Here is a 25,628-nt window from a genome sequence, read left to right as displayed (position 1 = left end):
CCCGCGGCCGGCGGCAGCGCGCCTGCCGCGCCGGATGCAGGCAGCGATAGCCGGTCGCGCGAGTTGTTGCGCAACCGTGACCGCGATTCGCGCTGAGGAGCCCCGACATGAACCGAATGATTTCCATGGTAATCGGCCTCTTCATCGTGCTGGCGATCGGCTCGTCGATGGTGTTCGTGGTGGACCAGCGGCAGTACGCCGTGGTGTTCGCCTTTGGCCAGATCAAGCAGGTGGTGAACGAGCCCGGGCTGCACTTCAAGTTGCCGCCGCCGCTGCAGAACGTGATCTTCATGGACCGCCGCCTGCTGACCATCGATGTGGCCGCTTCGGAGCGTTTCCTGACCGCCGAGAAGAAGAGCATGGTGGTGGACTGGTTTGTCAAATGGCGCATCACCGATCCGCGCAAGTTCTTCGTTGCGTTCAACGGCAATATCCGTGGCGCGCAAGACCGCATGACCCAGCGTATCGACTCTGTCGCCCGCGAGGAATTCGGCAAGCGCACGGTAGCCGATGTCGTGGCGGGTGAGCGGGAGAAGGTCATGCAGAACATCCGCGCCGCCATGGCCGACTACGCCCATTCCGTGGGCGTGGAGATCATCGACGTGCGCCTGAAGCGCGTCGACCTGCTGCCCGCGATCAGCGAATCGGTGTACCGCCGCATGGAGGCCGAGCGCAAGCGCGTGGCCAACGAACTGCGCTCCACCGGCGCGGCCGAAGGCGAGAAGATCCGCGCCGATGCCGATCGCCAGCGCGAAGTCGTGCTGGCCGAGGCCTACCGCGATGCGCAGAAGATCAAGGGCGAGGGCGATGCCCGTGCCTCGCAGATCTACGCGGAATCCTTTGGCCGCGATCCGCAATTTGCCCAGTTCTGGCGCAGTATGGAGGCCTACCGCAATACGTTCCGCGACAAGCGCGACGTCCTGGTGCTGGAGCCCAATTCCGACTTCTTCCGCTATATGCGCTCGTCGGGCGGCGCAGCGGCGCCGGCGGCGGCGCCTCCGGCGAACCGTCGCTAAGCTGGGCCGCCACGGCTGCCAGGCGCTACGACAAAACCCCGGCTTGCCGGGGTTTTGTCCGGCTGGAGGGGTGGCGGATGATGCCTTGGGTGGGCGTCGCAGCGGTCTCATTGGCGACGCCAGGTGACTCGCGCCCGGCTTGGCCGGGCTGCCGCCGCGAGGCGGGAACGTAATTCAATGGGTGGTCCCGGGCCGCCCTGCAACTGTGTGAAGTGAAGAGATTTACCATGTCCAATCACTGGCTCCTGCCTGAAAACATTGCCGACGTGCTGCCGTCGGAGGCCCGCAAGATCGAGGAACTGCGCCGCCGCATGCTGGACCTGTTCCGCACCTACGGGTACGAGCTGGTCATGCCGCCGATGCTGGAATACCTGGAATCGCTGCTCACCGGCACCGGGCACGACCTGGACCTGCGCACGCTCAAGCTGGTCGACCAGCTCTCCGGCCGCACCATGGGACTGCGCGCCGACATCACGCCGCAGGTGGCCCGCATCGATGCCCACCTGCTGAATCGCTCCGGCGTGACCCGGCTGTGCTATGCCGGTAACGTGCTGCATGCCCGCCCGGCCGGTTTTCGCGCGACCCGCGAACCGATCCAGGTTGGCGCGGAAATCTACGGCCACGCCGGCCTCGAAGCCGACGTGGAGATCCAGGCCCTGATGCTGGCTGCCCTGCAGGTGGCCGGCCTGACCGAAATCCGCCTCGACCTGTGCCATGCGGGCATCCTGGAAGCGCTGCTGGACGGCCTGCCGTCGAGCCGCAAGATCGAGGATGCGCTGTTTGCCGCCCTGGAGACCAAGGATGTCCCGGCGCTGCGCGAACTGACCGAAGGCATGCCGCAGGCCGAGCGCGACGCGCTGCTGGCCTTGCCGACGCTGTACGGTGGCGTCGAGGTGATCGAACGCGCCCGCGCCACGCTGCCGGCGAGCCCGGCGATCGGCCGTGCGCTGGATGAACTGGCCGCGCTGGCCGCGGAAGTGCGCGGGGCAAGCGTCAATATCGATTTGTCCGACCTGCGCGGCTATCACTATCACAGCGGCGTGATGTTTACTGCCTATGTGGCCGGACTGCCCAACTACGTGGCGCGAGGCGGCCGCTACGACCGGGTGGGCGAAGCGTTTGGCCGCGCCCGGCCTGCAACCGGCTTCTCGCTGGATTTGCGCGAGGTTGCCTCGCTGTCGCCGCTGGAAGTGCGCGCCTTCGCCATCTTTGCCCCGTGGGATGCGGATCCCGCCCTGCGCGCGGCAATCACCGCGCTGCGCGAGGCTGGCGAGATCGTGATCCAGTCCCTGCCGGGCCATACGCACCAGCTCGACGAGTTCAACTGCGACCGCCAACTGGTACGCCAGGACGGCGGCTGGACGGTAATCCCGCGCATCGCCGGGGCCTGAGCGCTGGCGCCAGGCCGCGGAATTCCCCCGCGTTGCAGGCCGATCTCCCCAAAATCGGGGAGTTGACCTGCAACGAGAGTAAAATACGTTTTTAACCCACAGACCAAAATCAACATGTCCGCTTCAGTAGTAAGCCAGGGACGCAATGTCGTCGTGATCGGCACCCAATGGGGTGACGAAGGCAAAGGGAAAATCGTCGATTGGCTTACCGATCATGCAAAGGGCGTGGTSCGGTTCCAGGGCGGCCACAACGCTGGCCATACGCTCATCATCGGCGGCAAGAAGACCATCCTGCGCCTGATCCCCTCGGGCATCATGCGGGCCGGCACGATCTGCTACATCGGCAACGGCGTGGTGCTGTCGCCGGAGGCGCTCTTCCGTGAGATCGAGGAACTGGAAACGGCCGGCCTGCAGGTGCAGAACCGCCTGCGCATTTCCGAAGCGGCCACGCTGATCCTGCCGTACCACGTTGCCATCGACAAGGCCCGCGAAGTGCGCCGCGGCGCCGACAGGATCGGCACCACCGGCCGTGGCATCGGCCCGGCGTATGAAGACAAGGTGGCCCGCCGCGCGCTGCGCGTGCAGGACCTGTTCGATCCCAAGTGCTTCGCCGAGAAGCTGCGCGAGAACCTCGACCTGCATAACTTCATGCTGACCCAGTACCTGGGCGCGGAAGCGGTCGACTACCAGCAGACCCTGGACGACATGCTGGCCTACGCGCCGCGCCTGGCCCCGATGGTGGCCGACGTGTCGGCCGAGCTGTACGCGGTCAACGCCGCCGGCGGCAACCTGATGTTCGAAGGCGCGCAAGGCACGCTGCTCGACGTCGACCACGGCACCTATCCGTTCGTCACCTCCAGCAACTGCGTGGCCGGTGCCGCCGCCGCGGGTGCCGGCGTTGGCCCGGGCCGCCTGAACTACATCCTGGGTATCACCAAGGCCTATTGCACCCGCGTGGGCGCAGGCCCGTTCCCCAGCGAACTGTACGACAACGACAACCCCAAGCGCCAGGACCCGGTGGGCGTGCGCCTGGCCAATGTCGGCAAGGAATTCGGCTCGGTGACCGGCCGTCCGCGCCGCACCGGCTGGCTCGATGCCGCCGCGCTCAAGCGCTCGGTGCAGATCAACGGCGTGTCGGGCCTGTGCATGACCAAGCTCGACGTGCTGGATGGCCTCGAAACCCTGAACCTGTGCGTGGGCTACGAGCTCGACGGCAAGACCGTCGACATCCTGCCGCGTGGTTCCGACGCCGTGGCACGTTGCGTGCCGGTGTACGAGGAATTCCCGGGCTGGAACGAATCGACGTTCGGCGTGAAGAGCTGGGATGCGCTGCCGGAACAGGCACGCACCTACCTCAAGCGTGTCGAGGAAGTGGTTGGCATCCCGATCGACATGATCTCGACCGGTCCGGACCGCGACGAAACCATCCTGCTGCGTCACCCGTACGTGGCCTGACGCCGTTCGCGCCCGAAAGGGTGCCGGGCGGCTGAAAGGCCGCCGGTACAGTACCGCAGCAGCACAAGAGCAAATCGGCCCGCGCAAGCGGGCCGAATCTTTATCGGTCGACAGACCTCAAGCCGAAGAGCCAGGAATAAATCATGCCCCTGCCATCGAATGACGAAGAGAACCTGTGGGTCTCCTGGGACGAATACCACAGCCTGATCGCGCGCCTTGCGCTGAACGTCCATGAGTCGGGCTGGAAGTTCGACAAGATCCTGTGCCTGGCCCGTGGCGGCCTGCGCGTGGGCGACCAGATGTCACGCATTTTCGACGTGCCCCTCGCCATCCTGTCCACCAGCAGCTACCGCGAAGCCGCCGGCACCCAGCAGGGCGATCTCGATATCGCGCAGTACATCACCATGACCCGGGGCGACCTCTCCGGCAAGATCCTGCTGGTCGACGACCTGGTGGATTCCGGCGTCACGCTGGAGCGCGTGGGCCGCCATCTGCAAGAGCGCTATCCCGCCGTCACGGAAGTCCGTTCGTCGGTGCTGTGGTACAAGGCCTGCTCGAAGGTCAAGCCGGATTACCACGTCACCTACCTGCCAACGAATCCCTGGATTCACCAGCCGTTCGAAGAGTACGACACACTGCGTCCGCATAACCTGGCGGCCTGGCTCAAGCGCGGCAAGCATGGCGCCGGCGGCGGCAGCACCCAGGGCTGATCCGCGCACGGGAGCGAAGCAGGGCGGCGATCATCCGCCCTGATTCTTTTCGCCGCTCAGTAAGCGACCGTGTAGCGCTGGCGCGAGTGCGCCGGCTTTTCCACTTCGTCCAGCAGGGCGATGGCGTAGTCCTCCATCGAGATCCCGCTCTTGCCGTTAGCGTCGGACAGCAGCGTTTCCTCGCCCACGCGGTAGCTGCCGGTGCGGGTGCCCGGCTCAAAGAGCGCGGCGGGGGAGAGGAAGGTCCAGTCCAGGTCGGTTTCGGCGCGCAAGGCGTTCAGGAATGCACGTCCTGCCAGCGCCTCTGCCTTGTATGCCTCGGGGAACTGCGGTGTATCGACCAGTTGCAGGCCGGGGGCCACATAGAGGCTGCCGGCACCGCCCACCACCAGCAGGCGCGGTACGCGCGCCGCCTTCACCGCACCAACAATCTGCTCGGTGCTGGCTTGCAGGAAGCGCACGGCGCTGATTGCTACGTCATGGCCGGCGAGGGCGCTGGCCAGGGCCTGGGTGTCGGCCACGTCGGCGTTGCGGGTGCTCAGTCCCTCCCGCGCGGACAGTTTTTCGGCCTGACGCGCGATGGCGGTGACGGTATGGCCACGGCGCAGCGCTTCGTCGATAAGGCGGGTACCGACGCGCCCGGTGGCGCCGATGATTGCGATCTTCATGCTCAACTCCTTGCGTGGTTGCTTGGGTCAGGCTGCTTCACCGAAGGGTGACGACAGCATTGTCAACCTGATCGTCAGGTGACGACTGGATTGCCATGCCGGGCCGATCAGGCGCGCGCCTGCAATATCCCTGTGATTTGCGCCGGAAACGTCAAAAAACACGACATTCCGGCTCCGTGCAGGCGGAAGTATGCCGGGATCGCCACTGAAACTGATACACTCACCCGCAGCGCAGCAGTCGGCGCCGTCCGGGTCGCGCCCTGGCAGTTCATGTGAGCGCCAGGCCGCGTGAGTGAATCCGCCGCAGTGAATCCGCCTCAGCAGGCGAGAGCGGGTTCCAGGCCCGGAGCGGCCTGTGTTGCCGCTATTTATTTATTTAGTCGCGCAGTCGCGCCAATATCGAATCGGGAGTGCAAGTTGTCAGTTCAGACGCCGGAAAACAAAAAACCCGCAGGGCTCGAAAGCGCTGCGGGTTTCCCGTTTGATCTGGTGCCCAGGAGAGGACTCGAACCTCCACAGTGTTGCCACCGCTAGGACCTGAACCTAGTGCGTCTACCAATTTCGCCACCTGGGCGGGCGTCGAAACAACCGAAGCGCTCATTATAGCGACCGCAAATCGTTTGTCAAATTATTTCTAGAAAAAATTGAATCAGAATAACTATCCGATCCCTAGTCGGGAAGAAATCCTCGGCGTCCTGAGGACGTCCGGGTCGCCGTTGTCGGCTGGCGATATCGCCAAGTCACTCGCCGTCACGCGCAAGGAACACGACGGCTTCCAGAAGCGCCTCGCGGCCATGGAGCGCGACGGGCAGATCGAACTTAACCGCAAGGGCCGCTACGAGCTCGCCAACCAGCCCAATTTCGTGGTCGGCCGTGTGCAAGGCCACCGCGACGGTTTCGGCTTCCTGATCCGCGACGATGGCGATGACGACATCTTCCTGCCGGAGCGCGAGCTGCAGAAGGCCATGCACAACGACCGTGCCCAGGTGCGCGTGATCGGCTACGACCGGCGCGGCCGGCCGGAAGGCCAGATCGTCGAGATCATCGAGCGCGCCAACCGCTACGTGATCGGCCGCCTGCTGAGCGAAGGCGGCGTGCTGGTGGTGGCGCCGGAAGACAAGCGCATCAGCCAGGACATCCTGATTCCGCCCAAGGCCCAGGGCAAGGCGCAGGTCGGCCAGGTGGTCAGCGTGGAGATCATCGACTACCCCGATCGCTACGTGCAGCCGGTAGGCCGCGTGGTGGAAGTGCTGGGCGACTTCGACGATCCCGGCATGGAAATCGAGATCGCCGTGCGCAAGTACGGCGTGCCGCATGCCTTCTCGGATGCCTGCGCCAGGGAAGCGTCCGCGCTGCCTGACGAAGTGCGCGAATCCGACCTGGAACACCGCATCGACCTGCGCGACGTGCCGCTGGTGACGATCGACGGCGAAGACGCGCGCGACTTCGACGACGCGGTCTACTGCGAACCCGTCAAGATCGGCCGCGCCAAGGGCTGGCGCCTGGTGGTGGCGATTGCCGATGTGTCGCACTACGTGCGCCCGGGCACGCCGCTGGATGCCGATGCGCTGGACCGCGCCACCTCGGTGTACTTCCCGCGCCGCGTGATCCCGATGCTGCCGGAGAAAATCTCCAACGGGCTGTGCTCGCTGAACCCGCAGGTCGACCGCCTGTGCATGGTCTGCGACGCGGTGATCACCGCCAAGGGCGAGCTCAAGGGCTACCAGTTCTATCCCGCCGTGATGCATTCGTCGGCGCGCCTGACCTATAACGAGGTCTGGTCGGTGCTGTCCAACACCAAGGGTCCGGAGGCGCACAAGCGTGCCGACCTGGTGCCGCACCTGCAGAACCTGTACGAGCTGTACCAGGTCCTGCTGAAGGCACGGCGCGAGCGTGGCGCGATCGACTTCGATACCACCGAGACCTATATCGTCTGCAATGCGCAGGGCAAGATCGAGCAGATCCTGCCGCGCACCCGCAACGATGCCCACCGCCTGATCGAGGAATGCATGCTGACCGCCAACGTGTGCGCGGCCGACTTCCTCGAACGCTTCAAGCATCCCGCGCTGTACCGGATCCACGCCGGCCCGAGCGAGGAAAAGCTGAAGAACCTGCGCGAGTTCCTGCGCTCGGCCGGACTCTCGCTGGCGGGCGGCGACAAGCCGCAGGCGGCCGATTACGCCGAAGTGATGGACAAGATCAAGAGCCGTCCCGATGCGCCGATGCTGCAGACCATGCTGCTGCGCTCGATGCAGCAGGCGGTCTACAGCCCGGACAATATCGGCCACTTCGGCCTGTCCTACGAGGCCTACGCCCACTTCACCAGCCCGATCCGCCGCTACCCGGACTTGCTGGTGCACCGCGCGATCAAGGCCGTGCTGGCGCACACCAAGTACGTGCCGGCTTTTGCGCCGGGCACCGCGCTGAACACCGCGATTGCACCCAAGGCGCGCCGCCTGCAGGCCAAGGATGCCGCGGCCAAGGCGGAGCAGACCGCCGCGCGCGCCAAGCGCAACGAAGCCATCTGGGACGAGCTCGGCCTGCACTGCTCGGCCAACGAACGCCGCGCCGACGAGGCCTCGCGCGATGTGGAAGCCTGGCTCAAGTGCTATTTCATGCGCGACAAGCTCGGCAGCGAGTATTCCGGTACCGTCAGCTCGGTCACCTCGTTCGGCATCTTCGTGCAGCTCGATGAGCTGTATGTGGAAGGCCTGGTCCATGTCACCGAGCTGGGCAGCGATTACTTCCAGTACGACGAGGCGCGCAATGAACTGCGCGGCGAGCGTACCGGCATCCGCTACCGCCTGACCGACCGCGTCCGCGTGCAGGTCTCGCGCGTGGATCTCGATGCCCGCAAGATCGATTTCCGCCTGGTGCAGGAGCCGTCGGCCAAGACCCTGCGCGGCCGCGTCCCGAGCACCGAGGCAGCGCCCCGAGTGCCTGCCGCGCATGCCGTGCCGGCACGCAAGAAGGGCCGCCAGCTGGCAGCCCTGCTGGGCGGCAGTTCCAAGCCGGAGGAATCGTTCGACGAGACGCTGGATCGCGTGATCGAAGAGCAATCGGTGTTCGAGGCCGTCATGACGCCGGTCAAGACGCATGTGGGGCAGGGCGCCAAGGCAAGCGGCAAGCCGGCCAAGCGCGCCGCCAAGCCCAAGCCGCAGCACCTCGGCCCGGCGCACAAGGCCGGCGCAAAGCCGGCCGGCAAGAGCGGCCGCGCCGCGCGCAAGCGCTGATGGTCGGCCAGGTGCCGGGGCGGCAATGGCCGGCCCGGCACCGGCATCCGAGCCGGGCAAGCCCCGGCGGGAATGTACAATCCCGCCATGGCTAAACAAAAACTCCTGATCGGCTTTCACGCCGTCACCGCGCGCCTGCGCCAGGACGCCGCCGGCGTCACCGATGTCTACGTAGAATCCGCGCGGCGTGACCGCCGCATGCAGGACTTCATCCGCCTTGCCGAAAGCCTTAAGGTCCGCCTGCACCCGGTGGACGCCGAGCGCCTGCGCGGCATGGCCGGCACCGACCGCCACCAGGGCGTGGTCGCCCGCGCCGAAGACGTGGCGCTGGCCCTCAATCTCGACGAACTGCTGGACGGCATCGAGGGCACGCCCTTGCTGCTGGTGCTGGACGGCGTGACCGATCCGCACAACCTGGGCGCTTGCCTGCGCGTGGCCGATGGCGCCGGCGCGCATGCCGTGATCGCCCCCAAGGACCGCAGCGTGGGCCTGAACACCACGGTGGCCAAAGTGGCCAGCGGCGCGGCGGAAACCGTGCCCTACATCACCGTCACCAACCTGGCGCGCACGCTGCGCGAGTTGCAGGAACGTGGCATCTGGGTGATCGGCACCGCCGACGGCACCGAAAAGACCCTCTATGACGTCGACCTCAAAGGTCCGATGGCACTCGTGATGGGCGCCGAAGGCGAAGGCATGCGCCGTCTTACGCGCGAAACCTGCGACGAACTGGTCGGCATTCCGATGGCCGGCGGCGTGGAAAGCCTGAATGTCTCCGTGGCCAGCGGCGTGTGCCTGTATGAAGCGGTGCGCCAGCGCCGCCTGCCGCGCTGACGGCATGACGGCGGACATCGACGCGCAGGCACTGTCGGCCTCGCGGCGCCTGATCGCCGCGGCCGGCAACATCATGGTGCTGACCGGGGCTGGCGTTTCCGCCGAATCCGGCGTGCCCACCTTCCGCGATGCCATGACTGGCCTGTGGTCGCGCTTCAATCCCGAGGAGCTGGCGCAGGAAGACGCCTACCGGCGCCAGCCGGCGCTGGTATGGGAGTGGTACCTGCACCGGCGCCAGCTGGTGGCGGCAACGCATCCGAACCCGGCGCATATTGCCCTCGTTGCACTGGCGGCGCAAAAGGCCGTCACATTGGTCACCCAAAACGTGGACGGCCTGCACCAGCGCGCCGGCAGCGTCGACGTGATCGAGTTGCACGGCAACCTGTTCGCCGACAAATGGCTGGACGGCTGCGGCCGTTGCGATCCGGCGACCGCCGTTCCCGGGATGCCGCCGCGGTGTTCCCTCTGCGGCGCCATGATGCGCCCCGGCGTGGTGTGGTTTGGCGAGGAACTCCCGCGCGTGGCGCGCTATCGCGCCGAGCATGCGGCAGAGAACTGCGACCTCTGCCTGGTGGTGGGCACTTCCGGCCTGGTCTATCCGGCTGCCGGCATGCCTGGCGCGGCCAAGGATAACGGCGCGCAAGTCATCGTGGTCAATCCCGAGCCGTCGGCGCTGGACCAGACCGCTGACATCGTGCTGCGCGGGCCGGCAGGGGTGGTCTTGCCCTTGCTGTGGGATGGCGCCGGGGCGGCGTCGGCCTGAGCCGGCCAGTCCCCCAGCGCGCTGAGCCAGCCCGGCGCCCGCCCCCTCAAGCCGTAATCAACGCCTCCAGCTTCACCGCATCCGCGGCAAACGCGCGGATTCCCTCGGCCAGTTTCTCCGTCGCCATCGCATCCTCGTTGAGCTGCCAGCGGAAGGCCGCCTCATCGCATGCGATGCGGGCGATATTGCCAGCCTGGGCCTGGTCGACCGACAGCTTGCGTTCCACCGTGCCTTCGCTGACGGCAAGCTGTTCCAGCAGGTCCGGGCTGATCGTCAGCAAATCGCAGCCGGCCAGCGCCAGGATCTGTTCCGTGCTGCGGAAGCTRGCGCCCATCACTTCGGTGTGGTAGCCGAACTTCTTGTAGTAGTCGTAGATCTGGCGTACCGAACGCACGCCGGGGTCGTTGTCGCCGGCGTTGGCGGCGGCGTCCCACTTGTCGCCGGCCTGCTTCTTGTGCCAGTCCAGAATGCGGCCGACAAAGGGCGAGATCAACTGCGCGCCGGCTTCGGCACAGGCGACGGCCTGTGCCAGCGAGAACAACAGCGTCATATTGCAGCGGATGCCTTCGCGCTGCAGCACCTCAGCGGCACGGATGCCTTCCCAGGTGGAGGCGATCTTGATCAGCACCCGCTCGCGCGCGACGCCGCGCTGCTCGTACAGCGAGATCAGGTGGCGCGCCTTGGCCACAGTCGCTTCGGTGTTGAAGGACAGGCGGGCGTCGACTTCGGTCGAGACGCGGCCCGGCACGATGGCCAGGATCTCGCAGCCGAAGGCAATCAGCAGGGCGTCCATGACGGTGTCGGTGCCTTCATGGCTGCGCACGGCTTTTTCGAGCAGCGGACGGTACTCGGCCTTCTGGACGGCTTTGAGAATCAGGGAAGGATTGGTGGTGGCGTCCTGAGGCGTGTACTGCTTCATCACCTGGAAGTCGCCTGTGTCCGCCACCACGGTGGTGAACTGCTTGAGCTGATCGAGCTGGTTCATGGTCAGTGAGTTGCCAATAGAGGTTGGTGATGGCGCTGGGCCGGCATGCCAGGCCCAGGGGCGCCGCTGTGATGGTCGTTTCGCGTCATTGTACCGGCGGCAGGTGGCGGCGCCGTGATGCCACGGCAATCCGGTACACTATGCGGTTTCCCCCAAAAGCAGACGGGCTGTTGTCATGACACAGGATGAACTCAAGGCGCTGGTGGCGCAAGCCGCGGCCGACTATGTCAAGGAGGTAGTGCCGGAGGGTGCGGTGCTGGGCGTGGGCACGGGCTCCACGGCCAACCTCTTTATCGATGCGGTGGCGACGTTCAAGGAACGCTTCGCTGGCGCGGTTTCCAGCTCGGAGGCTTCCACGCGCCGCTTGCAGCAGCACGGTTTCAAGGTGTTGGACCTGAACGAGGTCGACGAGATCCCGGTATATGTGGACGGCGCCGACGAGATCGACGCCAGCGGCGCCATGATCAAGGGCGGTGGCGGCGCGCTGACGCGCGAGAAGATCGTGGCCTCGGTGGCGAAGCGCTTTGTCTGCATCGCCGACGGCAGCAAGCTGGTCGATGTGATGGGCGCGTTCCCGCTGCCGGTGGAAGTGATTCCGATGGCACGCGCCGCGGTCGCCCGCAAGCTGGCGGCATTCGGCGGCCAGCCGCGCCTGCGCATGACCAGGGAAGGCGGCATCTACAAGACCGATAACGGCAATGTGATCCTGGACGTCACGGGCCTGAAGATCACCGATCCGAAGGCGCTGGAAGAGGCCATCGATCACATCCCCGGCGTGGTGACGGTGGGGTTGTTTGCCTTGCGCGGTGCCGATGTGCTGCTACTGGGCACGCCGGATGGCGTGAAGCGCAGCGATTTTTGAGCCTGCGCAGGCCCGGCCAGGGGCCGCCAATGCATGAAAAAGGGTGCCCCCAAAGAGGCACCCTTTTTACTTTTCTCCCGGCGGCGCCGGGTCGCAGGCGGCTCAAATCACGCTTGCGGCGGCGGCACGTAGCCCTGTGCCTGATCTGCGCCTTCGCCGAAGAAGTACTTCTCGGTCTGCTTGAGCAGGTACTGGCGGGCGCGGGTGTCGGCCATGTTGAGGCGGTTTTCGTTGATCAGCATGGTCTGGTGCTTGAGCCAGCCAGCCCAGGCTTCCTTCGACACGCTTTGCCAGATCTTCTTGCCGAGTTCGCCCGGCAGCGGCGGCAGGTCGAGCCCTTCCGCTTCTTTATTGAGCTTGACGCATTGAACCATGCGGGCCATGGGGGAACTCCTTGTTGTCGTGTGATGTAGCCGGCGCGGCGAAGGGGCCGGCCGTCGTGGTGCCGCTATTGTAGCGAAGCGGGGGCCGGCCTTCAGGCTACCCCCACCGCCGTCACAGTTTCTTCATCAGCACCATTGACTTGCGCTGCCAGTTATAGAGCTTGCGCTTGTCTTCCGGCAGGTCGTCCACGGTGGCGTGGACAAAGCCGCGCTTGAGGAACCAGTGCTCCGTGCGCGTGGTGAGCACGAACAGGCGGTCCAGGCCGAGACTGCGCGCGCGGCGCTCGATGCGCTTGAGCAGGCGCTCGCCGTCGCCGGTGCCCTGGGCTTCGGAAGACACCGTCAGGCAGGCCATCTCGGCCATGCCTTCGCGCGGGTAGGGGTAGAGCGCGGCGCAGCCGAACAGCACGCCGTCGTGCTCGATCACCGAGAAGTTGGCGATGTCGCGTTCGATCAGGTGGCGCCCGCGTGGCACGAGCGTGCCGTCCTGCTCCAGCGGCGCGATCAGCTGCAGGATGCCCCCGACGTCGTCCAGAGTGGCTTCGCGCAGGCTTTCCAGGTCAGTGTCGGAAATCATGGTGCCGACGCCGTCGTGCAGGAACAGTTCCAGCAGCACCGAGCCGTCCAGGTCGAATGGAATCAGGTGGGCGCGCGGGACGCCGCCCTTGAGTGCCTTGACCAGGTGTTTGAGATAGACGGCGACCTCGGCCGGCAAGTGGTTGTTCTGCAGCCGCTCGATGGCGGTGCGCAGCGACATTTCCGGCATCAGCTTGCCGACCGCGTCCTGCACGCCGGGCACCTCGGTGATAAAGACCAGCTTGTCGGCCTTCAGGTCGATGGCGGTGGCGCTGGCCACGTCTTCCATCGACAGGTTGAAGGCCTGGCCAGTGGGCGAGAAGCCGAGCGGCGAGAGCAGCACGATCTTGCCGTGCGACAGCGACATGCGAACCGATTCGCCGTCGATCTTGCGCACCAGGCCGGTGTGCTGATAGTCCACGCCATCGACAATGCCCAGCGGGCGCGCGGTGACAAAGTTGCCGGAGATCACCGACAGCTGGGCGCCTGCCATGGGGGTATTGGGCAGGCCCTGGCTGAAGGCGGCCTCGATATCCAGGCGCAGTTCGCCGGCAGCTTCCTTGGCGCACTCGAGCGCGGCGTTGTCGGTGATGCGCACGCCGTCGGCGAATTGCGATTCGACGTGGCGCAGCGCGAGCTGTTCCTCCACCTGCGGGCGCGAGCCGTGCACCAGCACGATCTGCATGCCCATGGCGTGCAGCAGGGCCACGTCATTGACCAGCGCGTTGAGCGTGTTGGCCTTGACCAGTTCGCCGCCAAAGGCGATCACGAAGGTCTTGCCACGGAAGGCGTGGATATAGGGTGCGACCGCTCGCAGCCAGTCGACGAACTGCTGGTGGTCGGGGCCGCCGCGCTCGAACGGGTCGGCGCTGACGGCAGGCGCCAGGGGCGCGGAAGGGTCCGTGACGGGCAGGGGCTCGTCCTTTTCGGACGGCGCGGGCGCGTCGGCTAGCGTGTCGGTTCTTGCATTCATGCCGCGGATTATAATCCCGGCCAATGTCAGCACAACGCCCCGCCAAACCTTTGTCGCCGGATCGGAAAACCGATGCCGGCCAGCCCGCGCCCAAGGTCGCGCCGTCTTCCGCCCAGCCCGCCGTCCAGCACCCGCCGGGACGGCAGGACGGGCGCCGTCCGCCCGCGCCGGCAGGCGGCTCCCCGGCCAAGCCTGGCGGAGCCGCTGGGCGTCAGCCGGGCCAGGCCCGGCCAGCCCGTCCGCAGCCCGCGAACGGTACCGCAACGCCGCCGCGCCAGCCAAGGGATGGCCGCGAGGCCGGTCCGCGCCGTACCGCGCCGCAGGTGGCGCCCGGCAGCCAGGACCGCCAGGACAGGGCAGAGCGCCAGGACCGTCCGCCCCGCGAGGCGAGGCGTCCGGTTCGCCAGGCCAATCCGCTGCCGCCCATCACCTTCCCCGAAGCACTGCCGGTATCGGCCCGCCGCGACGAAATCGCTCAGACGCTGCTGGCCAACCAGGTGGTGATCGTCTCCGGCGAGACCGGCTCCGGCAAGACCACCCAGCTGCCCAAGATCTGCCTGTCGATCGGGCGCGGCCCGGGCGCGGACGGCAGCGCAGGCCTGATCGGCCACACCCAGCCGCGCCGGATCGCTGCCACCTCCACCGCCAAGCGGATCGCGCAGGAGATCGGCACGCCACTGGGCGAGCACGTGGGCTACCAGGTGCGTTTCAACGACACCATGTCGCCCGGCGCCTCGGTCAAGCTGATGACCGACGGCATCCTGCTGGCCGAGACGCAGACCGATCCGCTGCTGCGGGCCTATGACACCATCATCATCGACGAGGCGCACGAACGCAGCCTCAATATCGATTTCCTGATCGGCTACCTGAAGGAGATCCTGCCCAAGCGGCCGGACCTCAAGCTGATCATTACGTCGGCCACGATCGACGCCAACCGCTTTGCCGAGCATTTCGCGCAGGGCGGCAAGCCCGCGCCGGTCATTGAGGTCAGCGGGCGCCTGTATCCGGTGGAGATCCGCTACCGTCCGATCGAGAAGGACAAAGTCGCGCCGGGCGAGGCTGCACCCAAGTCGGCGCAAACCAGGGATCGCGACCTGTTCGACGGCATCGTCGAGGCCGTGGACGAGCTGTGCCGGCTCGGCCCCGGCGACGTACTGGTGTTCCTGCCCGGCGAGCGCGAGATCCGCGAGGCCGCCGAGGCGCTGCGCAAGCACCATCCGCCGCATACCGAGATCCTGCCGCTGTTCGCGCGCTTGTCGGTGCAGGAGCAGGAACGTGTGTTCCGGCCTTCCAATGCGCGCCGCATCGTGCTGGCCACCAACGTGGCCGAGACCTCGCTGACCGTGCCGGGCATCCGCTATGTGGTGGATACCGGCATGGCGCGGGTCAAGCGCTACTCCTATCGCAACAAGGTCGAGCAGTTGCAGATCGAGGCGATCTCGCAGGCCGCCGCCAACCAGCGCGCCGGGCGTTGCGGCCGGGTGGCCGACGGCGTGTGCATCCGGCTGTACGAGGAAGCGGATTTCATCGCGCGCCCGCGCTTCACGGATCCGGAAATCCTGCGTTCCTCGCTGGCCGCGGTCATCCTGCGCATGAAGGCGCTCAAGCTGACCGCGATCGAGGCCTTCCCCTTTATCGAGCCGCCGCTGGGCCGCGCCATTGCCGATGGCTACCAGTTGCTGCAGGAACTGGGCGCCGTGGAGAGCGTGGGCGACGACGCCAACGCATTGACCCAGACCGGCCGACAGCTGGCGCGCTTGCCGCTGGACCCACGCGTGGCCCGCATGACCCTGGCCGCGCGCGAGCACCATTGCCTGCGCGAAGTGCTGATCATCGCGAGCGCGCTGTCGGTGCAGGACCCGCGCGACCGCCCGCAGGAGGCGCAGGAAGCCGCCGACCAGGCCCACCGCAAGTTCATGGACGAGAAGTCCGAGTTCCTGGGCTGGGTCAAGCTGTGGAAATGGTTCGAGGAGGCGGTGGCGCACAAGAAGACCAACCGCCAGCTGCAGGACCAGTGCCGCGCCAATTTCCTCTCGCATGTGCGCCTGCGCGAATGGCGCGACGTGCATTCGCAACTGCTGACCACCGTGACGGAGCAGGGCTGGCGCCTCAACGAGAGCGAGCCCACCTATGAGCAGGTGCACAAGGCGCTGCTTACGGGTTTGCTGGGCAACGTGGGCTGCAAGATCGAGGATGCCGACGGCCGTGGCCGCGAGTACCTCGGCGCGCGCGGCATCAAGTTCCACCTGTGGCCCGGCTCGCTGATCGCGCGCAAGGTCGGCCGCTGGGTGATTGGCGCCGAGCTGATCGAGACCAGCCGGCTGTTCGCGCGCACGCTGGCCAGGATCGAGCCGGAATGGCTCGAACAGGTGGGCCGCCATTTGCTGCGCGTGAGCTGGAGCGATCCCCACTGGGAGAAGAAATCCGGCCAGGTGATGGCCATGGAGCGCGCCACGCTGTACGGGCTGGTGGTCTACCAGCACCGCCGCGTGCACTACGGCCCGATGAACCCGGCCGAGGCGCGCGAGCTGTTTATCCGCCGCGGCCTGGTGGAGGGCGAGTTCGATACCAGGCTGCCGTTCTTCGCGCATAACCAGCGGCTGACGCGCGAGATCGAGAACCTGGAGCACAAGTCGCGCCGCCAGGACGTGCTGGTCGACGACGAGCTGATCTTTGCTTTCTACGACCGCCTGATCCCTGCCGAAATCCATCAGCAGGCCACGCTCGAGCAGTGGTACCAGACCGAAAGCGCGCGCGATCGCAAGCTGCTTTACCTGAACCGCGAAGAGCTGATGCGCCACGAGGCGGCCGGTATCACCACGGACCTGTTCCCCAAGGTGATGCCGGTGGCGGGCGTGGATATGTCGCTGACCTATCACTTCGAGCCCGGCAGCCATCGCGACGGCGTGACGCTGACGGTGCCGCTGTACGCGCTCAACCAGGTGCGCCCGGAGCGGGCCGACTGGCTGGTGCCGGGCATGGTCAAGGAGAAGGTCCACCTGCTGCTCAAGTCGCTGCCGCAGAAGCTGCGCCGCCATTGCGTGCCGCTGCCGGATTACGCGGCCGGCTTCGTCGATCGCCATCCGTTCGGCGAAGGCGAACTGCTGGATGTGCTGATCGCGGATATCCGCGAGCAGACCGGCACCATGGTCAAGCGCGCGGATTTCAAGCTGGAGACCTTGCCCGCCCATCATTCCATGAACTTCAAGGTGGTGGACGAGCATGGCCGGCAACTGGACATGGGCCGCAACCTGGCGCAGTTGCGCGCCGAGTTTGGCGGGCAGGCGCAGCAGTCGTTCCAGAACATCGCCGCACGCGACGTGCCGGCGGCTGAGGCGGGCCAGTACGAAAACCTGACCAGCTGGTCGTTCGGCGAGCTGCCGGAGCTGCTGGAGATCCGCAAGGGCAACCAGACGCTCTACGGCTATCCGGCGCTGGTGGATCACACCGCGCATTGCGAGGTGGAGGTATTCGACGATCCGCAGGAAGCCGTGCGCATCCACCACGCCGGCTTGCGCCGCCTGTTCGCGCTGCAATTGCGCGAGCAGGTGAAGTTCCTGGAGAAGAATATTCCCGGCCTGCAGCAGATGGCGATGCAGTACATGACGCTGGGCACGCAGGAGATGCTGCGCGACCAGATTGTGATGCTTGCCCTGGAGCGGGCCTGCCTGCAGGCGCCGCTGCCGCGCAACGAGGCCGAATTCGCCGCGCGCAAGGAAGAAGGGCGCTCGCGCCTGAACCTGCTGGCGCAGGAGATCGCCAGGCTGGTGGGCGCGGTGCTGGCCGAGTTCGCGACGCTGCCGCGCAAGCTGATCCAGGCCAAGCCGTTCGCGGCGGCGCATGCCGATATGCAGGCGCAGCTGACGCGGCTGATGGGCAAGAATTTCGTGGCGGACACGCCTTACCAGCAGCTGGTGCATTTTCCGCGCTACCTGAAGGGCATCGCCATGCGCATCGACAAGATCAAGGGCGATCCGGCGCGCGACACCCAGCGGCTGCAGGAAATCACGCCGCTGCTGCAGCAATGGCAGCGCGCCGAGACGCAGTTGCGGCAGCAGGGCAGGGGCGCCGAAGACGCGCGCCTGGACGAATTCCGCTGGATGCTGGAAGAACTGCGGATCGCCCTGTTCGCGCAGGAATTGCGTACGCCGGTGCCGATGTCGGTGAAGCGGCTGCAAAAGGTGTGGGAGGCCATGCAGCGCTGACCGGGTCCGCTCGCTCCGCGGGGGGCATGCCAGCCCGGGTGGAGACAGCAGATTGTGACCAAATGTTAGTTTGTTGAGCTACGTCATCGGATCAGAGTCCGAAAACGTTAGAATGATCGATTAAGTCATTGTTTAACGGTCTTATGTTCGCATTGCGTCGTGTAGTTTCCGGGTTTGCCGCCATCGGCACCCTGGCCCTGGGGATGGTAGCGGCGCCGGCGTCGGCGGAAGTGGTGGTGGTGCTCAATTCGGGTGACGCCACGGTCACCTTGATCGACAAGGACACCCAGAAGGTGCTGGAAACCTTTCCGGTCGGGAAGGAGCCGCACCACCTGATCGCCACGCCCGACGACAAATCGCTGATTGTTGCCAATGCGGTGGGCAACGACCTGGTCTTCCTCGATCCGGTCACCGGCAAGGTCCAGCAGCGGGTACCCAATATCGACGATCCCTACCAGATCGGCTTCTCGCCCGACCAGAAGTGGTTCCTGACCACGGGCAACCGTCTCGACCGGGTCGATATCTACCGTTGGGACGGCAGGGCGCTCAAGATCGCCAGGCAGTTGCCGCTGGCCAAGACGCCCAGCCATATCGCCTTCACCAACGACAGCCGCGTCGCTTTCGTCACGCTGCAGGATTCCAACGAGGTGGTCGCCATCGACCTGCCCACGCAGACCGTGATGTGGCGCATGAACGCCGGTTCGGCACCGGCGGGCGTGTGGGTCACGCCCGACCAGAGGTACCTGTTGGTGGGCATGACCGGCGCCGACTACGTGGCCGTGATCGACTGGCACACCCGCACCGTGGTCAAGCAGATCCAGACCGGCAAGGGCGCGCACAATTTCCGCGCGGTAGGCGACAAGCGCCACCTGTTCCTGTCCAACCGGGTCTCCGGCACCATCAGCATCATCGACCAGCAGACCCTGACCAAGGTCGGCGACATCACCGGCCTGCCGGCCGGCCCCGACGACATGGAACTGACCGCCGACGGCAAGACGCTGTGGGTGAGCTTCCGCTGGGCGCGCTCGGTGGGCCTGATCGACGTGGCCAGCCGCAAGCTGGTCAAGACCATCCGCGTGGGCCGTTCGCCCCACGGTATTTATTTCCGTACCCGGGCGCCGCTCTATTAAGGCAGCGGGGGCCGCGCCACCGGCGGGAACGCCTTGGCCGGCAAGGTATCGAAACTAGTACGGCCGCTGCCACTCCAATGCAGTCACAGGAAACCAGGACAGGCATCATGAGCAAGATTTCGCAGTCCTGGCTGCCCCGCGCGCTGGTCCGCGCGGCGGCAGCCGGGCTTGCTGCCACCGGGCTGGCGCTGGCCGCAGCGCCGGCTGGCTCGGCCGAACCCGGACGCGCCGCCGCACCGCAGGCCTGTCGCGCCGGCACGCTCTACCTGACCTTCGATACCGGCAGCATGAGCCAGGCGGCGCTGATCGCCGACACGCTGCGCCGCCACCATATCAAGGCCACCTTCTTCCTCGCCAACGAGCCCACGGTCAACAAGGACAGCTCGCTCGATCCGGGCTGGGCCCAGTACTGGAAGACGCTCGCCGCCGATGGCCATGTCTTCGGCAGCCATACCTTCGATCACGTCTACCTGCGCAACGTGCGCGACGGCAAGGTAACCATGCGCCCGCAGTTCGGCGCCCATGCCGGGCAGGACGTGGTCATGGACCAGCAAGGCTTCTGCAGCGAACTCAACCGTAGCGCGCAGGCGCTGCGCAGCCTGGCCGGCACCGCCATGTCGCCGCTGTGGCGGGCGCCGGGCGGCCATACCTCGCCGCAGACGCTGCAATGGGCCGAGCAGTGCGGATACAAGCATGTGGGGTGGGCGCCGGCCGGCTTCCTTGGCGACGAACTGTCCTCCGAGCGCTTTTCCAACCAGGCCCTGCTGGCGCGCGCGCTGCGCGACCTGCGCGATGGCGACATCGCCATGGCCCACCTTGGCATCTGGTCGCGCAAGGAACCGTGGGCGCCTGGCGTGCTGGAGCCGCTGATCAGCGGCCTGGAACAGAAGGGCTTCTGCTTCGCCACGCTGCGCGAGCATCCGGCCTATCGCGACTGGATGGGCGGCCAGGCCCCCGCCATGGCCGGGGGACGCTGATGCTCGACGCGCTCAACGCCTGGGTCGGCCAGGTCGAAGCCACCGTGTTCCAGGATGTCATCCTGCCCGTGGTGTACCAGGCCGGCCTGGGCGGTTATGCCGAGGATGCGTTTACCGGCACCGAATGGCTGCTGGTGGGGCTGGTGCAGATCGTGGTCATGGTGCTGATCCTCGGGCCGCTGGAAAAGCTTCGTCCGGTCGAGGCAGTGACCGACCGCGCCAGCATCCGCACCGACATCCTCTATACGTTGATTCACCGGCTTGGCCTGTTCCGGCTCGCCATGTTCTTCCTGCTCGATCCACTGATGGATGGGCTGGAAGGGCATCTGCGCCTGCTCGGCTGGCAGCGGATCAATGTGGAAGACTGGTGGCCGGGGGTAACGTCGATTCCGTTGATCAGCTTCCTCGTCTACCTGCTTTTGTTTGACTTGCTCGACTACTGGTACCACCGACTCTCGCATACCTATCGCTGGTGGTGGAGCCTGCATTCCCTTCATCACAGCCAGCGCCAGATGACGCTGTGGAGCGACAACCGCAACCACCTGCTGGACGATATGCTGCGCGACGCGGTCTTTGCGGCGGTGGCGCTGGCGGTGGGCGTGGAGCCTTCCCAATACGTGCTGCTGGTGGCGCTCTCGCAGTTGCTGCAGAGCCTGCAGCATGCCAACCTGCGCCTGCATTTCGGCGCCCTTGGCGAGCGCTTGCTGGTCTCGCCGCGCTTTCACCGCACCCATCATGCGATAGGGGTGGGGCACGAGGCGATCGGCCGGCCAGGCAAACTGGGCGGCTGCAACTATGGTGTGATCTTCCCGTGGTGGGACATGCTGTTCCGTACCGCGGTGTTCACCGATAACTATTACCCCACTGGCGTGCGCGACCAGATGCCGCCACCGGCAGGCAAGGGGCGCAACTATGGCGCCGGCTTCGTGTCCCAGCAGTGGTACGGCATCAAGCGCCTGTTGCGGCGCGGCTGACGCAGCGGACCATTTCCCCGCACGCCGCCTCGCCAACGCCGGACCGGCAACCGCCGGTCATGCACGCGGCTTCCGCGACACTTGAGACGTGTGCTAGTCTAGTTGTCCCCCCTTCCTGGAAACCCAGATTACTGCATGAACGATATTTTTCGCGCGCTTGGCCGTGCCCTGGTCAGCCAGTTGCATCCGCGCATGTTGATGCTCACCGTCATTCCTTTCCTGCTCGCCACCGGGCTGTGGGGCGGCCTGTTGCTGTGGGGATGGGAGCCGATCATGACGACCGCGCGCGGCATGCTGGAAGCCTCGGCGCTGACCAGCTGGATCTACGGCGCGCTCGACTGGTTTGGCATGCAATCCCTGCGGACGGTGGTGGCGCCGCTGTTCGTGATCGCGCTGATGATTCCGCTGGTGATCGCTTCCATGCTCGTGTTCATCAGCCTGTTCTCGGTGCCTGCGGCGGTGCGGCACCTGGAGCGCAGCTATCCTGACCTGGCCAAGGCCAGGGGCGGCAGCATGGTCGGCAGCGTGTTCCAGGCGCTGGGCAGTACCATGGTGTTCCTGCTGCTGGCGCTGGTGACGCTGCCGCTGTGGCTGATTCCGCCGTTCTTCGCGTTGATCCCGCCTTTGCTCTGGGGCTGGCTGACCTACCGCGTGATGACCTACGATGCGCTGGCCCAGCACGCCACCGCGGAGGAGCGCAAGACGCTGATGAAGCGCCACCGCGTGCCCTTGCTCATCATCGGCGTGGCGGTGGGCCTGCTGGGCTCGGCGCCGACGCTGATCTGGGTGTTTTCGGCGGCGCTGATTTTCCTCTTTCCGTTTGTGCTGGCCGGCACGCTGTGGCTCTATGTGCTGATCTTTATTTTCTCGGCGCTGTGGTTCGGCCACTTCTGCCTGCGCGCGCTGGAGCAGTTGCGCGCCGAACGCGCTGCCGCGGCGGCCGCGGCAGCGCCGGTGGTGGACGTTATCGATCTCGCGCCGTCCGATGTGCGGCGCATTGAACAATCCTGAAGCGAGGGCATCATGGGTTTCGGCCTGATCGTCATTGGTGACGAGATTCTGTCGGGGCGGCGCGAAGACAAGCATATGCGCCGCGCCATCGAGCTGCTGGCGGCGCGCGGGCTGGCGCTGGACTGGGCGGAGTACGTGGGCGACGAGCGCGCGCGCATTACCGCCACGCTGCGACGTACCTTCGCCGGCGACGACGTGGTGTTCTGCACCGGCGGCATCGGCGCAACGCCGGACGATCACACCCGGCAGTGTGCCGCGGCCGCGCTGGGCGTGTCGCTGGAACTGCATCCCGAAGCGCGCGAACTGATCGCGCAGCGCATCGCCGAGACCGCGGCGGGCGATCCGGTCAAGGCCGACCTGAACCTGCCGGAAAACCAGCATCGCTTCAAGATGGGCGAATTCCCCGCGGGGGCGCGCATCATCCCGAACAGCTACAACCGCATCCCGGGATTCTCGGTGGCCAAGCATCATTTCATGCCGGGCTTTCCGGTGATGGCCTGGCCGATGATGGAATGGGTGCTGGACCACTACTATTCGCACCTGTTCCACTTGGCGGTGCAGGTGGAGCGCTCCTTCCTGGTGTTCGAGGCGCCGGAGTCCACGCTGACGCCGCTGATGGAGCGGGTCGAAGCCGCCTTCGACGGCATCCGCGTGTTCAGCCTGCCTTCAGTGGGCAACGCCAAGCGCGGCGAGCTCTATGCGCGCCGTCATATCGACCTGGGCGTGAAGGGCCCCGCCGAGCAGGTCGAGCCGGCCTACGCCATGCTGCGCGAAGGCGTGCAGGCGATGGGCTTCGAACTGGTGGAAGTGGCGGCGCGGCGCCCGGGAGATCCGGCGGGGGACTGAGTCGTCCTATGGCGTCCTATGGCGTCACATGGCGGCGAAATGAAAACGGGACAGCCTGACTGTCCCGTTCTGCTTGTGGCGCAGGCCTTTCCCTGCTTCAGGCGCCGTGCCAGGGCAGGCCCCGGAAACACCAGCCTTCCACCGTCTTGCGGTGATGCTGTTCATCGCGGTTGCCTTCGAAGCCTTCCAGCACATCCATCGCGTACCGGTAGCCGGCTTCCGTGGCGACACGGGCGGCGTGCTTGGAGCGTGCCGCGCTGCGGCACAGGAACAGCACCGGCACGTCGGCGGGCACGCGGGCCTTGAGTTGAGCGACGAACGCGGCGTTCTGCGCGCCGCCCGGATAGCTGCTCCATTCCACATGCGCCGATTGCGCTTCCGGCAGGTCCGGCGTGCCGATCCAGTCCAGTTCGGCCTGGGTGCGCACATCGACCATCACGGCAGTGGCATCGCTCTGCAGCAGGGCGAAGGCTTCCTGCGGGGAGAGGGCGCCGAAGTAGGGTAGCTGGTTTTGCTGCTGGCGCTGGCGCGCTGCTTGGAGGAGTTCGTCTCGGGTGGTCATCGGAGTGACAAAATCGGTAGGTGGAATGGCGTCTCGGGGAGCCAGGCAACCATTCTAGCGCGCCCGGAGGGGCAGCCGGTGCGTTTGGCCGGGAACGGTAAAAACTTGCGCCGGGACACAGGCAGCAGCGAGGCAGCAGCGCATCCGCATCCGGATTTCTGCACCGCAAGCAGGCAAGCCCCGCCGGGCGCACGCCAGAATGATCCATTCAGGTGCATTGGCACATAAGTGGTGCAGATTGATGATCAAGTGCACCGTTTAGGTGTTTTTGCGTGCGGTGCCGGATGCGCCCCGTCGCGATCCGCGTGGTGCGCGAGGCGACCGGATTGCGCTGTATGCCATATGCGGCACCCGGAAGGCGCCGCAGTCCCTTGAACACGCCGCCCAGCTGCACTTTTTTCGGGAACGCAGGGATAACAAGGGGGTTGCCTTGGCACGCTTTCTGCTAACATTCCTCGTCCCTTTCGTGGCCGATCTTTATGCTGCCCCCGACGCCGTCCAGGCGCGACGCCATAGAGATCGACGCAAGAATGGCTTTATAGATTTCAGCCGAATTTCCAGGAGATAGGCATGGCCCACAGCGTTGCAGATGTGATGAAGCTTGTGAAGGAAAACGACGTCAAGTTCGTCGATTTTCGTTTCACCGATACCAAAGGCAAGGAGCAACACGTGTCGGTACCCGTGTCGCACTTCGATGAAGACAAGTTCGAAAGCGGCCACGCGTTCGACGGTTCGTCGATCGCCGGCTGGAAGGGTATCGAGGCTTCGGACATGCTGCTGATGCCGGATCCGAATACCGCCAACGTCGATCCGTTTTATGAAGAACCGACCCTGATCCTGACCTGCGACGTGGTTGAGCCGTCGGACGGCAAGGGCTACGACCGCGACCCGCGTTCCATCGCCAAGCGCGCCGAGGCTTACCTGAAGAGCACCGGCCTGGGCGACACCGCCTTCTTCGGTCCGGAACCCGAGTTCTTCATCTTCGACGGCGTGACCTGGAACATCGACATGCAGGGTTGCTCGGTCAAGATCAACTCGGAAGAAGCACCGTGGTCGTCGGGCAAGGAATTCGAGCACGGCAACAGCGGCCACCGTCCGGGCAAGAAGGGCGGCTACTTCCCGGTTGCCCCGATCGACACCTTCCAGGACATCCGTTCGGAAATGTGCCTGATCCTGGAGTCGCTGGGCATCCCCGTGGAAGTCCATCACCACGAAGTGGCTGGCCAGGGCCAGAACGAAATCGGCACCAGGTTCAGCACGCTGGTACAGCGCGCCGACTGGACGCAGCTGCAAAAGTACGTCATCCAGAACGTGGCCCACACCTACGGCAAGACGGCTACCTTCATGCCGAAGCCGGTGGTTGGCGACAACGGCTCGGGCATGCACGTGCACCAGTCCGTGTGGAAGGACGGCCAGAACCTGTTCGCGGGCAACGGCTACGCCGGCCTGTCGGAATTCGCCCTGTACTACATCGGCGGCATCATCAAGCACGCACGCGCGCTGAACGCCCTGACCAACCCGGGCACGAACTCGTACAAGCGTCTGGTGCCGGGCTTCGAGGCACCGGTCAAGCTGGCCTACTCGGCACGCAACCGTTCGGCTTCGATCCGTATTCCGTACGTGGCCAACCCGAAGGGCCGCCGTATCGAGACCCGCTTCCCGGATCCCCTGATGAACCCGTACCTGGGCTTCTCGGCGCTGCTGATGGCCGGCCTGGACGGCGTGCAGAACAAGATCCACCCGGGCGAAGCTGCCGACAAGAACCTGTACGACCTGCCGCCGGAAGAGGATGCAAAGATCCCGACCGTGTGCTCCAGCCTCGACCAGGCCCTGGAATACCTCGACAACGACCGTGAGTTCCTGACGCGCGGCGGTGTGTTCTCCAACTCCATGATCGATGCCTACATCGAGCTGAAGATGGAAGAAGTCACCCGCTTCCGCATGACGACCCACCCGATCGAGTTCGACATGTATTACTCGCTGTAAGGCGAGGCGTTGCCAGGTTGTGACCGGGCAACAGTTGCACCAGGAAGGGGCGGCTTCGGCTGTCCCTTTTTGTTTTGATCGCTGCTTTGAT

General features: G+C 65.8%; 20 protein-coding genes and 1 tRNA gene. 15 read left to right on the top strand and 6 right to left on the bottom strand.

Annotated elements, in window-relative coordinates:
* Positions 1–107: 107 nt before the first annotated feature.
* The 4 genes from hflC to AC1DQ3_RS21230 all read left to right on the top strand — a co-directional run bounded on the left by hflC (position 108) and on the right by AC1DQ3_RS21230 (position 4,572).
* Positions 108–1,016 carry a protease modulator HflC gene (gene hflC, locus AC1DQ3_RS21245; protein WP_477122124.1) on the top strand — a complete coding sequence of 303 codons (909 nt, stop codon included), beginning with the start codon at positions 108–110 and terminating at the stop codon, positions 1,014–1,016.
* Positions 1,017–1,243: 227 nt separating this feature from the next.
* A complete protein-coding gene (locus AC1DQ3_RS21240; RefSeq protein WP_477122123.1) occupies positions 1,244–2,407 on the top strand; it encodes an ATP phosphoribosyltransferase regulatory subunit in 1,164 nt (387 codons plus the stop codon).
* Between the two features lie 114 nt (positions 2,408–2,521).
* Positions 2,522–3,862 (top strand): adenylosuccinate synthase, encoded by a 1,341-nt coding sequence (locus AC1DQ3_RS21235; protein WP_477122122.1) that lies wholly within the window; start codon positions 2,522–2,524, stop codon positions 3,860–3,862.
* Positions 3,863–4,005: 143 nt separating this feature from the next.
* Positions 4,006–4,572: a phosphoribosyltransferase gene (locus AC1DQ3_RS21230; protein ID WP_477122121.1), complete on the top strand. Its 567-nt coding sequence runs from the start codon at positions 4,006–4,008 to the stop codon at positions 4,570–4,572.
* A 56-nt stretch (positions 4,573–4,628) separates the two neighbouring features.
* Here the strand turns inward: AC1DQ3_RS21230 and AC1DQ3_RS21225 are convergent, their stop codons facing one another.
* Both AC1DQ3_RS21225 and AC1DQ3_RS21220 read right to left on the bottom strand, forming a co-directional pair.
* Complete coding sequence (locus AC1DQ3_RS21225; RefSeq protein WP_477122120.1) at positions 4,629–5,240, bottom strand: NAD(P)-dependent oxidoreductase; 612 nt, start codon at positions 5,238–5,240, stop codon at positions 4,629–4,631.
* A 487-nt stretch (positions 5,241–5,727) separates the two neighbouring features.
* Positions 5,728–5,814 (bottom strand) — tRNA-Leu (locus AC1DQ3_RS21220).
* 70 nt (positions 5,815–5,884) lie between these two features.
* On the opposite strand from AC1DQ3_RS21220, the gene rnr reads away from it, so the two are divergent.
* From rnr to AC1DQ3_RS21205, 3 genes are all read left to right on the top strand, one after another.
* Positions 5,885–8,473 (top strand): ribonuclease R, encoded by a 2,589-nt coding sequence (gene rnr, locus AC1DQ3_RS21215; protein WP_477122119.1) that lies wholly within the window; start codon positions 5,885–5,887, stop codon positions 8,471–8,473.
* An 87-nt stretch (positions 8,474–8,560) separates the two neighbouring features.
* Positions 8,561–9,304 carry a 23S rRNA (guanosine(2251)-2'-O)-methyltransferase RlmB gene (rlmB, locus tag AC1DQ3_RS21210; protein ID WP_017228174.1) on the top strand — a complete coding sequence of 248 codons (744 nt, stop codon included), beginning with the start codon at positions 8,561–8,563 and terminating at the stop codon, positions 9,302–9,304.
* 4 nt (positions 9,305–9,308) lie between these two features.
* Positions 9,309–10,067, top strand: a complete 759-nt coding sequence (locus AC1DQ3_RS21205; RefSeq protein WP_477122118.1) for an SIR2 family NAD-dependent protein deacylase — start codon at positions 9,309–9,311, stop codon at positions 10,065–10,067.
* Positions 10,068–10,113: 46 nt separating this feature from the next.
* On the opposite strand, the gene tal is transcribed toward AC1DQ3_RS21205, so the two are convergent.
* Positions 10,114–11,052: a transaldolase gene (tal, locus tag AC1DQ3_RS21200; RefSeq protein ID WP_477122117.1), complete on the bottom strand. Its 939-nt coding sequence runs from the start codon at positions 11,050–11,052 to the stop codon at positions 10,114–10,116.
* A gap of 175 nt (positions 11,053–11,227) precedes the next feature.
* Here tal and rpiA point away from each other — a divergent pair, with 175 nt between their 5' ends.
* On the top strand, positions 11,228–11,914 hold the full coding sequence (gene rpiA, locus AC1DQ3_RS21195; protein WP_477122116.1) for a ribose-5-phosphate isomerase RpiA: 687 nt from the start codon (positions 11,228–11,230) through the stop codon (positions 11,912–11,914).
* A 107-nt stretch (positions 11,915–12,021) separates the two neighbouring features.
* Here the strand turns inward: rpiA and AC1DQ3_RS21190 are convergent, their stop codons facing one another.
* Complete coding sequence (locus AC1DQ3_RS21190) at positions 12,022–12,297, bottom strand: oxidative damage protection protein (protein WP_477122115.1); 276 nt, start codon at positions 12,295–12,297, stop codon at positions 12,022–12,024.
* A 112-nt stretch (positions 12,298–12,409) separates the two neighbouring features.
* Positions 12,410–13,846, bottom strand: coding sequence for an amino-acid N-acetyltransferase (gene argA, locus AC1DQ3_RS21185; RefSeq protein WP_477122114.1), 1,437 nt, complete (start codon positions 13,844–13,846; stop codon positions 12,410–12,412).
* A 23-nt stretch (positions 13,847–13,869) separates the two neighbouring features.
* Between argA and hrpA the strand changes: the two genes are divergently transcribed.
* From hrpA to AC1DQ3_RS21155, 6 genes are all read left to right on the top strand, one after another.
* Positions 13,870–18,051, top strand: coding sequence for an ATP-dependent RNA helicase HrpA (gene hrpA, locus AC1DQ3_RS21180; protein ID WP_477122113.1), 4,182 nt, complete (start codon positions 13,870–13,872; stop codon positions 18,049–18,051).
* A gap of 143 nt (positions 18,052–18,194) precedes the next feature.
* A complete protein-coding gene (locus tag AC1DQ3_RS21175; protein ID WP_477122128.1) occupies positions 18,195–19,181 on the top strand; it encodes a YVTN family beta-propeller repeat protein in 987 nt (328 codons plus the stop codon).
* Between the two features lie 107 nt (positions 19,182–19,288).
* Positions 19,289–20,158: a polysaccharide deacetylase family protein gene (locus AC1DQ3_RS21170; RefSeq protein WP_477122112.1), complete on the top strand. Its 870-nt coding sequence runs from the start codon at positions 19,289–19,291 to the stop codon at positions 20,156–20,158.
* Positions 20,158–21,132 carry a sterol desaturase family protein gene (locus tag AC1DQ3_RS21165; protein ID WP_477122111.1) on the top strand — a complete coding sequence of 325 codons (975 nt, stop codon included), beginning with the start codon at positions 20,158–20,160 and terminating at the stop codon, positions 21,130–21,132. Before AC1DQ3_RS21170 ends, AC1DQ3_RS21165 begins: the two co-directional genes overlap by 1 nt.
* A 135-nt stretch (positions 21,133–21,267) precedes the next feature.
* Positions 21,268–22,143: an EI24 domain-containing protein gene (locus tag AC1DQ3_RS21160; RefSeq protein ID WP_477122110.1), complete on the top strand. Its 876-nt coding sequence runs from the start codon at positions 21,268–21,270 to the stop codon at positions 22,141–22,143.
* 12 nt (positions 22,144–22,155) lie between these two features.
* Positions 22,156–22,989 carry a competence/damage-inducible protein A gene (locus AC1DQ3_RS21155; protein WP_477122109.1) on the top strand — a complete coding sequence of 278 codons (834 nt, stop codon included), beginning with the start codon at positions 22,156–22,158 and terminating at the stop codon, positions 22,987–22,989.
* Between the two features lie 97 nt (positions 22,990–23,086).
* Here the strand turns inward: AC1DQ3_RS21155 and AC1DQ3_RS21150 are convergent, their stop codons facing one another.
* The gene (locus tag AC1DQ3_RS21150) at positions 23,087–23,551 is read right to left on the bottom strand and encodes a rhodanese-like domain-containing protein (RefSeq protein WP_477122108.1); all 465 of its coding nucleotides are present in this window, start codon (positions 23,549–23,551) and stop codon (positions 23,087–23,089) included.
* 570 nt (positions 23,552–24,121) lie between these two features.
* On the opposite strand from AC1DQ3_RS21150, the gene AC1DQ3_RS21145 reads away from it, so the two are divergent.
* On the top strand, positions 24,122–25,537 hold the full coding sequence (locus AC1DQ3_RS21145) for a 3-hydroxylaminophenol mutase (RefSeq protein WP_477122107.1): 1,416 nt from the start codon (positions 24,122–24,124) through the stop codon (positions 25,535–25,537).
* Positions 25,538–25,628 lie beyond the last annotated feature (91 nt).

It is taken from the genome of Cupriavidus sp. 01T418 (assembly GCF_056398885.1).
This window is presented reverse-complemented; position numbering and strand designations above follow the sequence as displayed.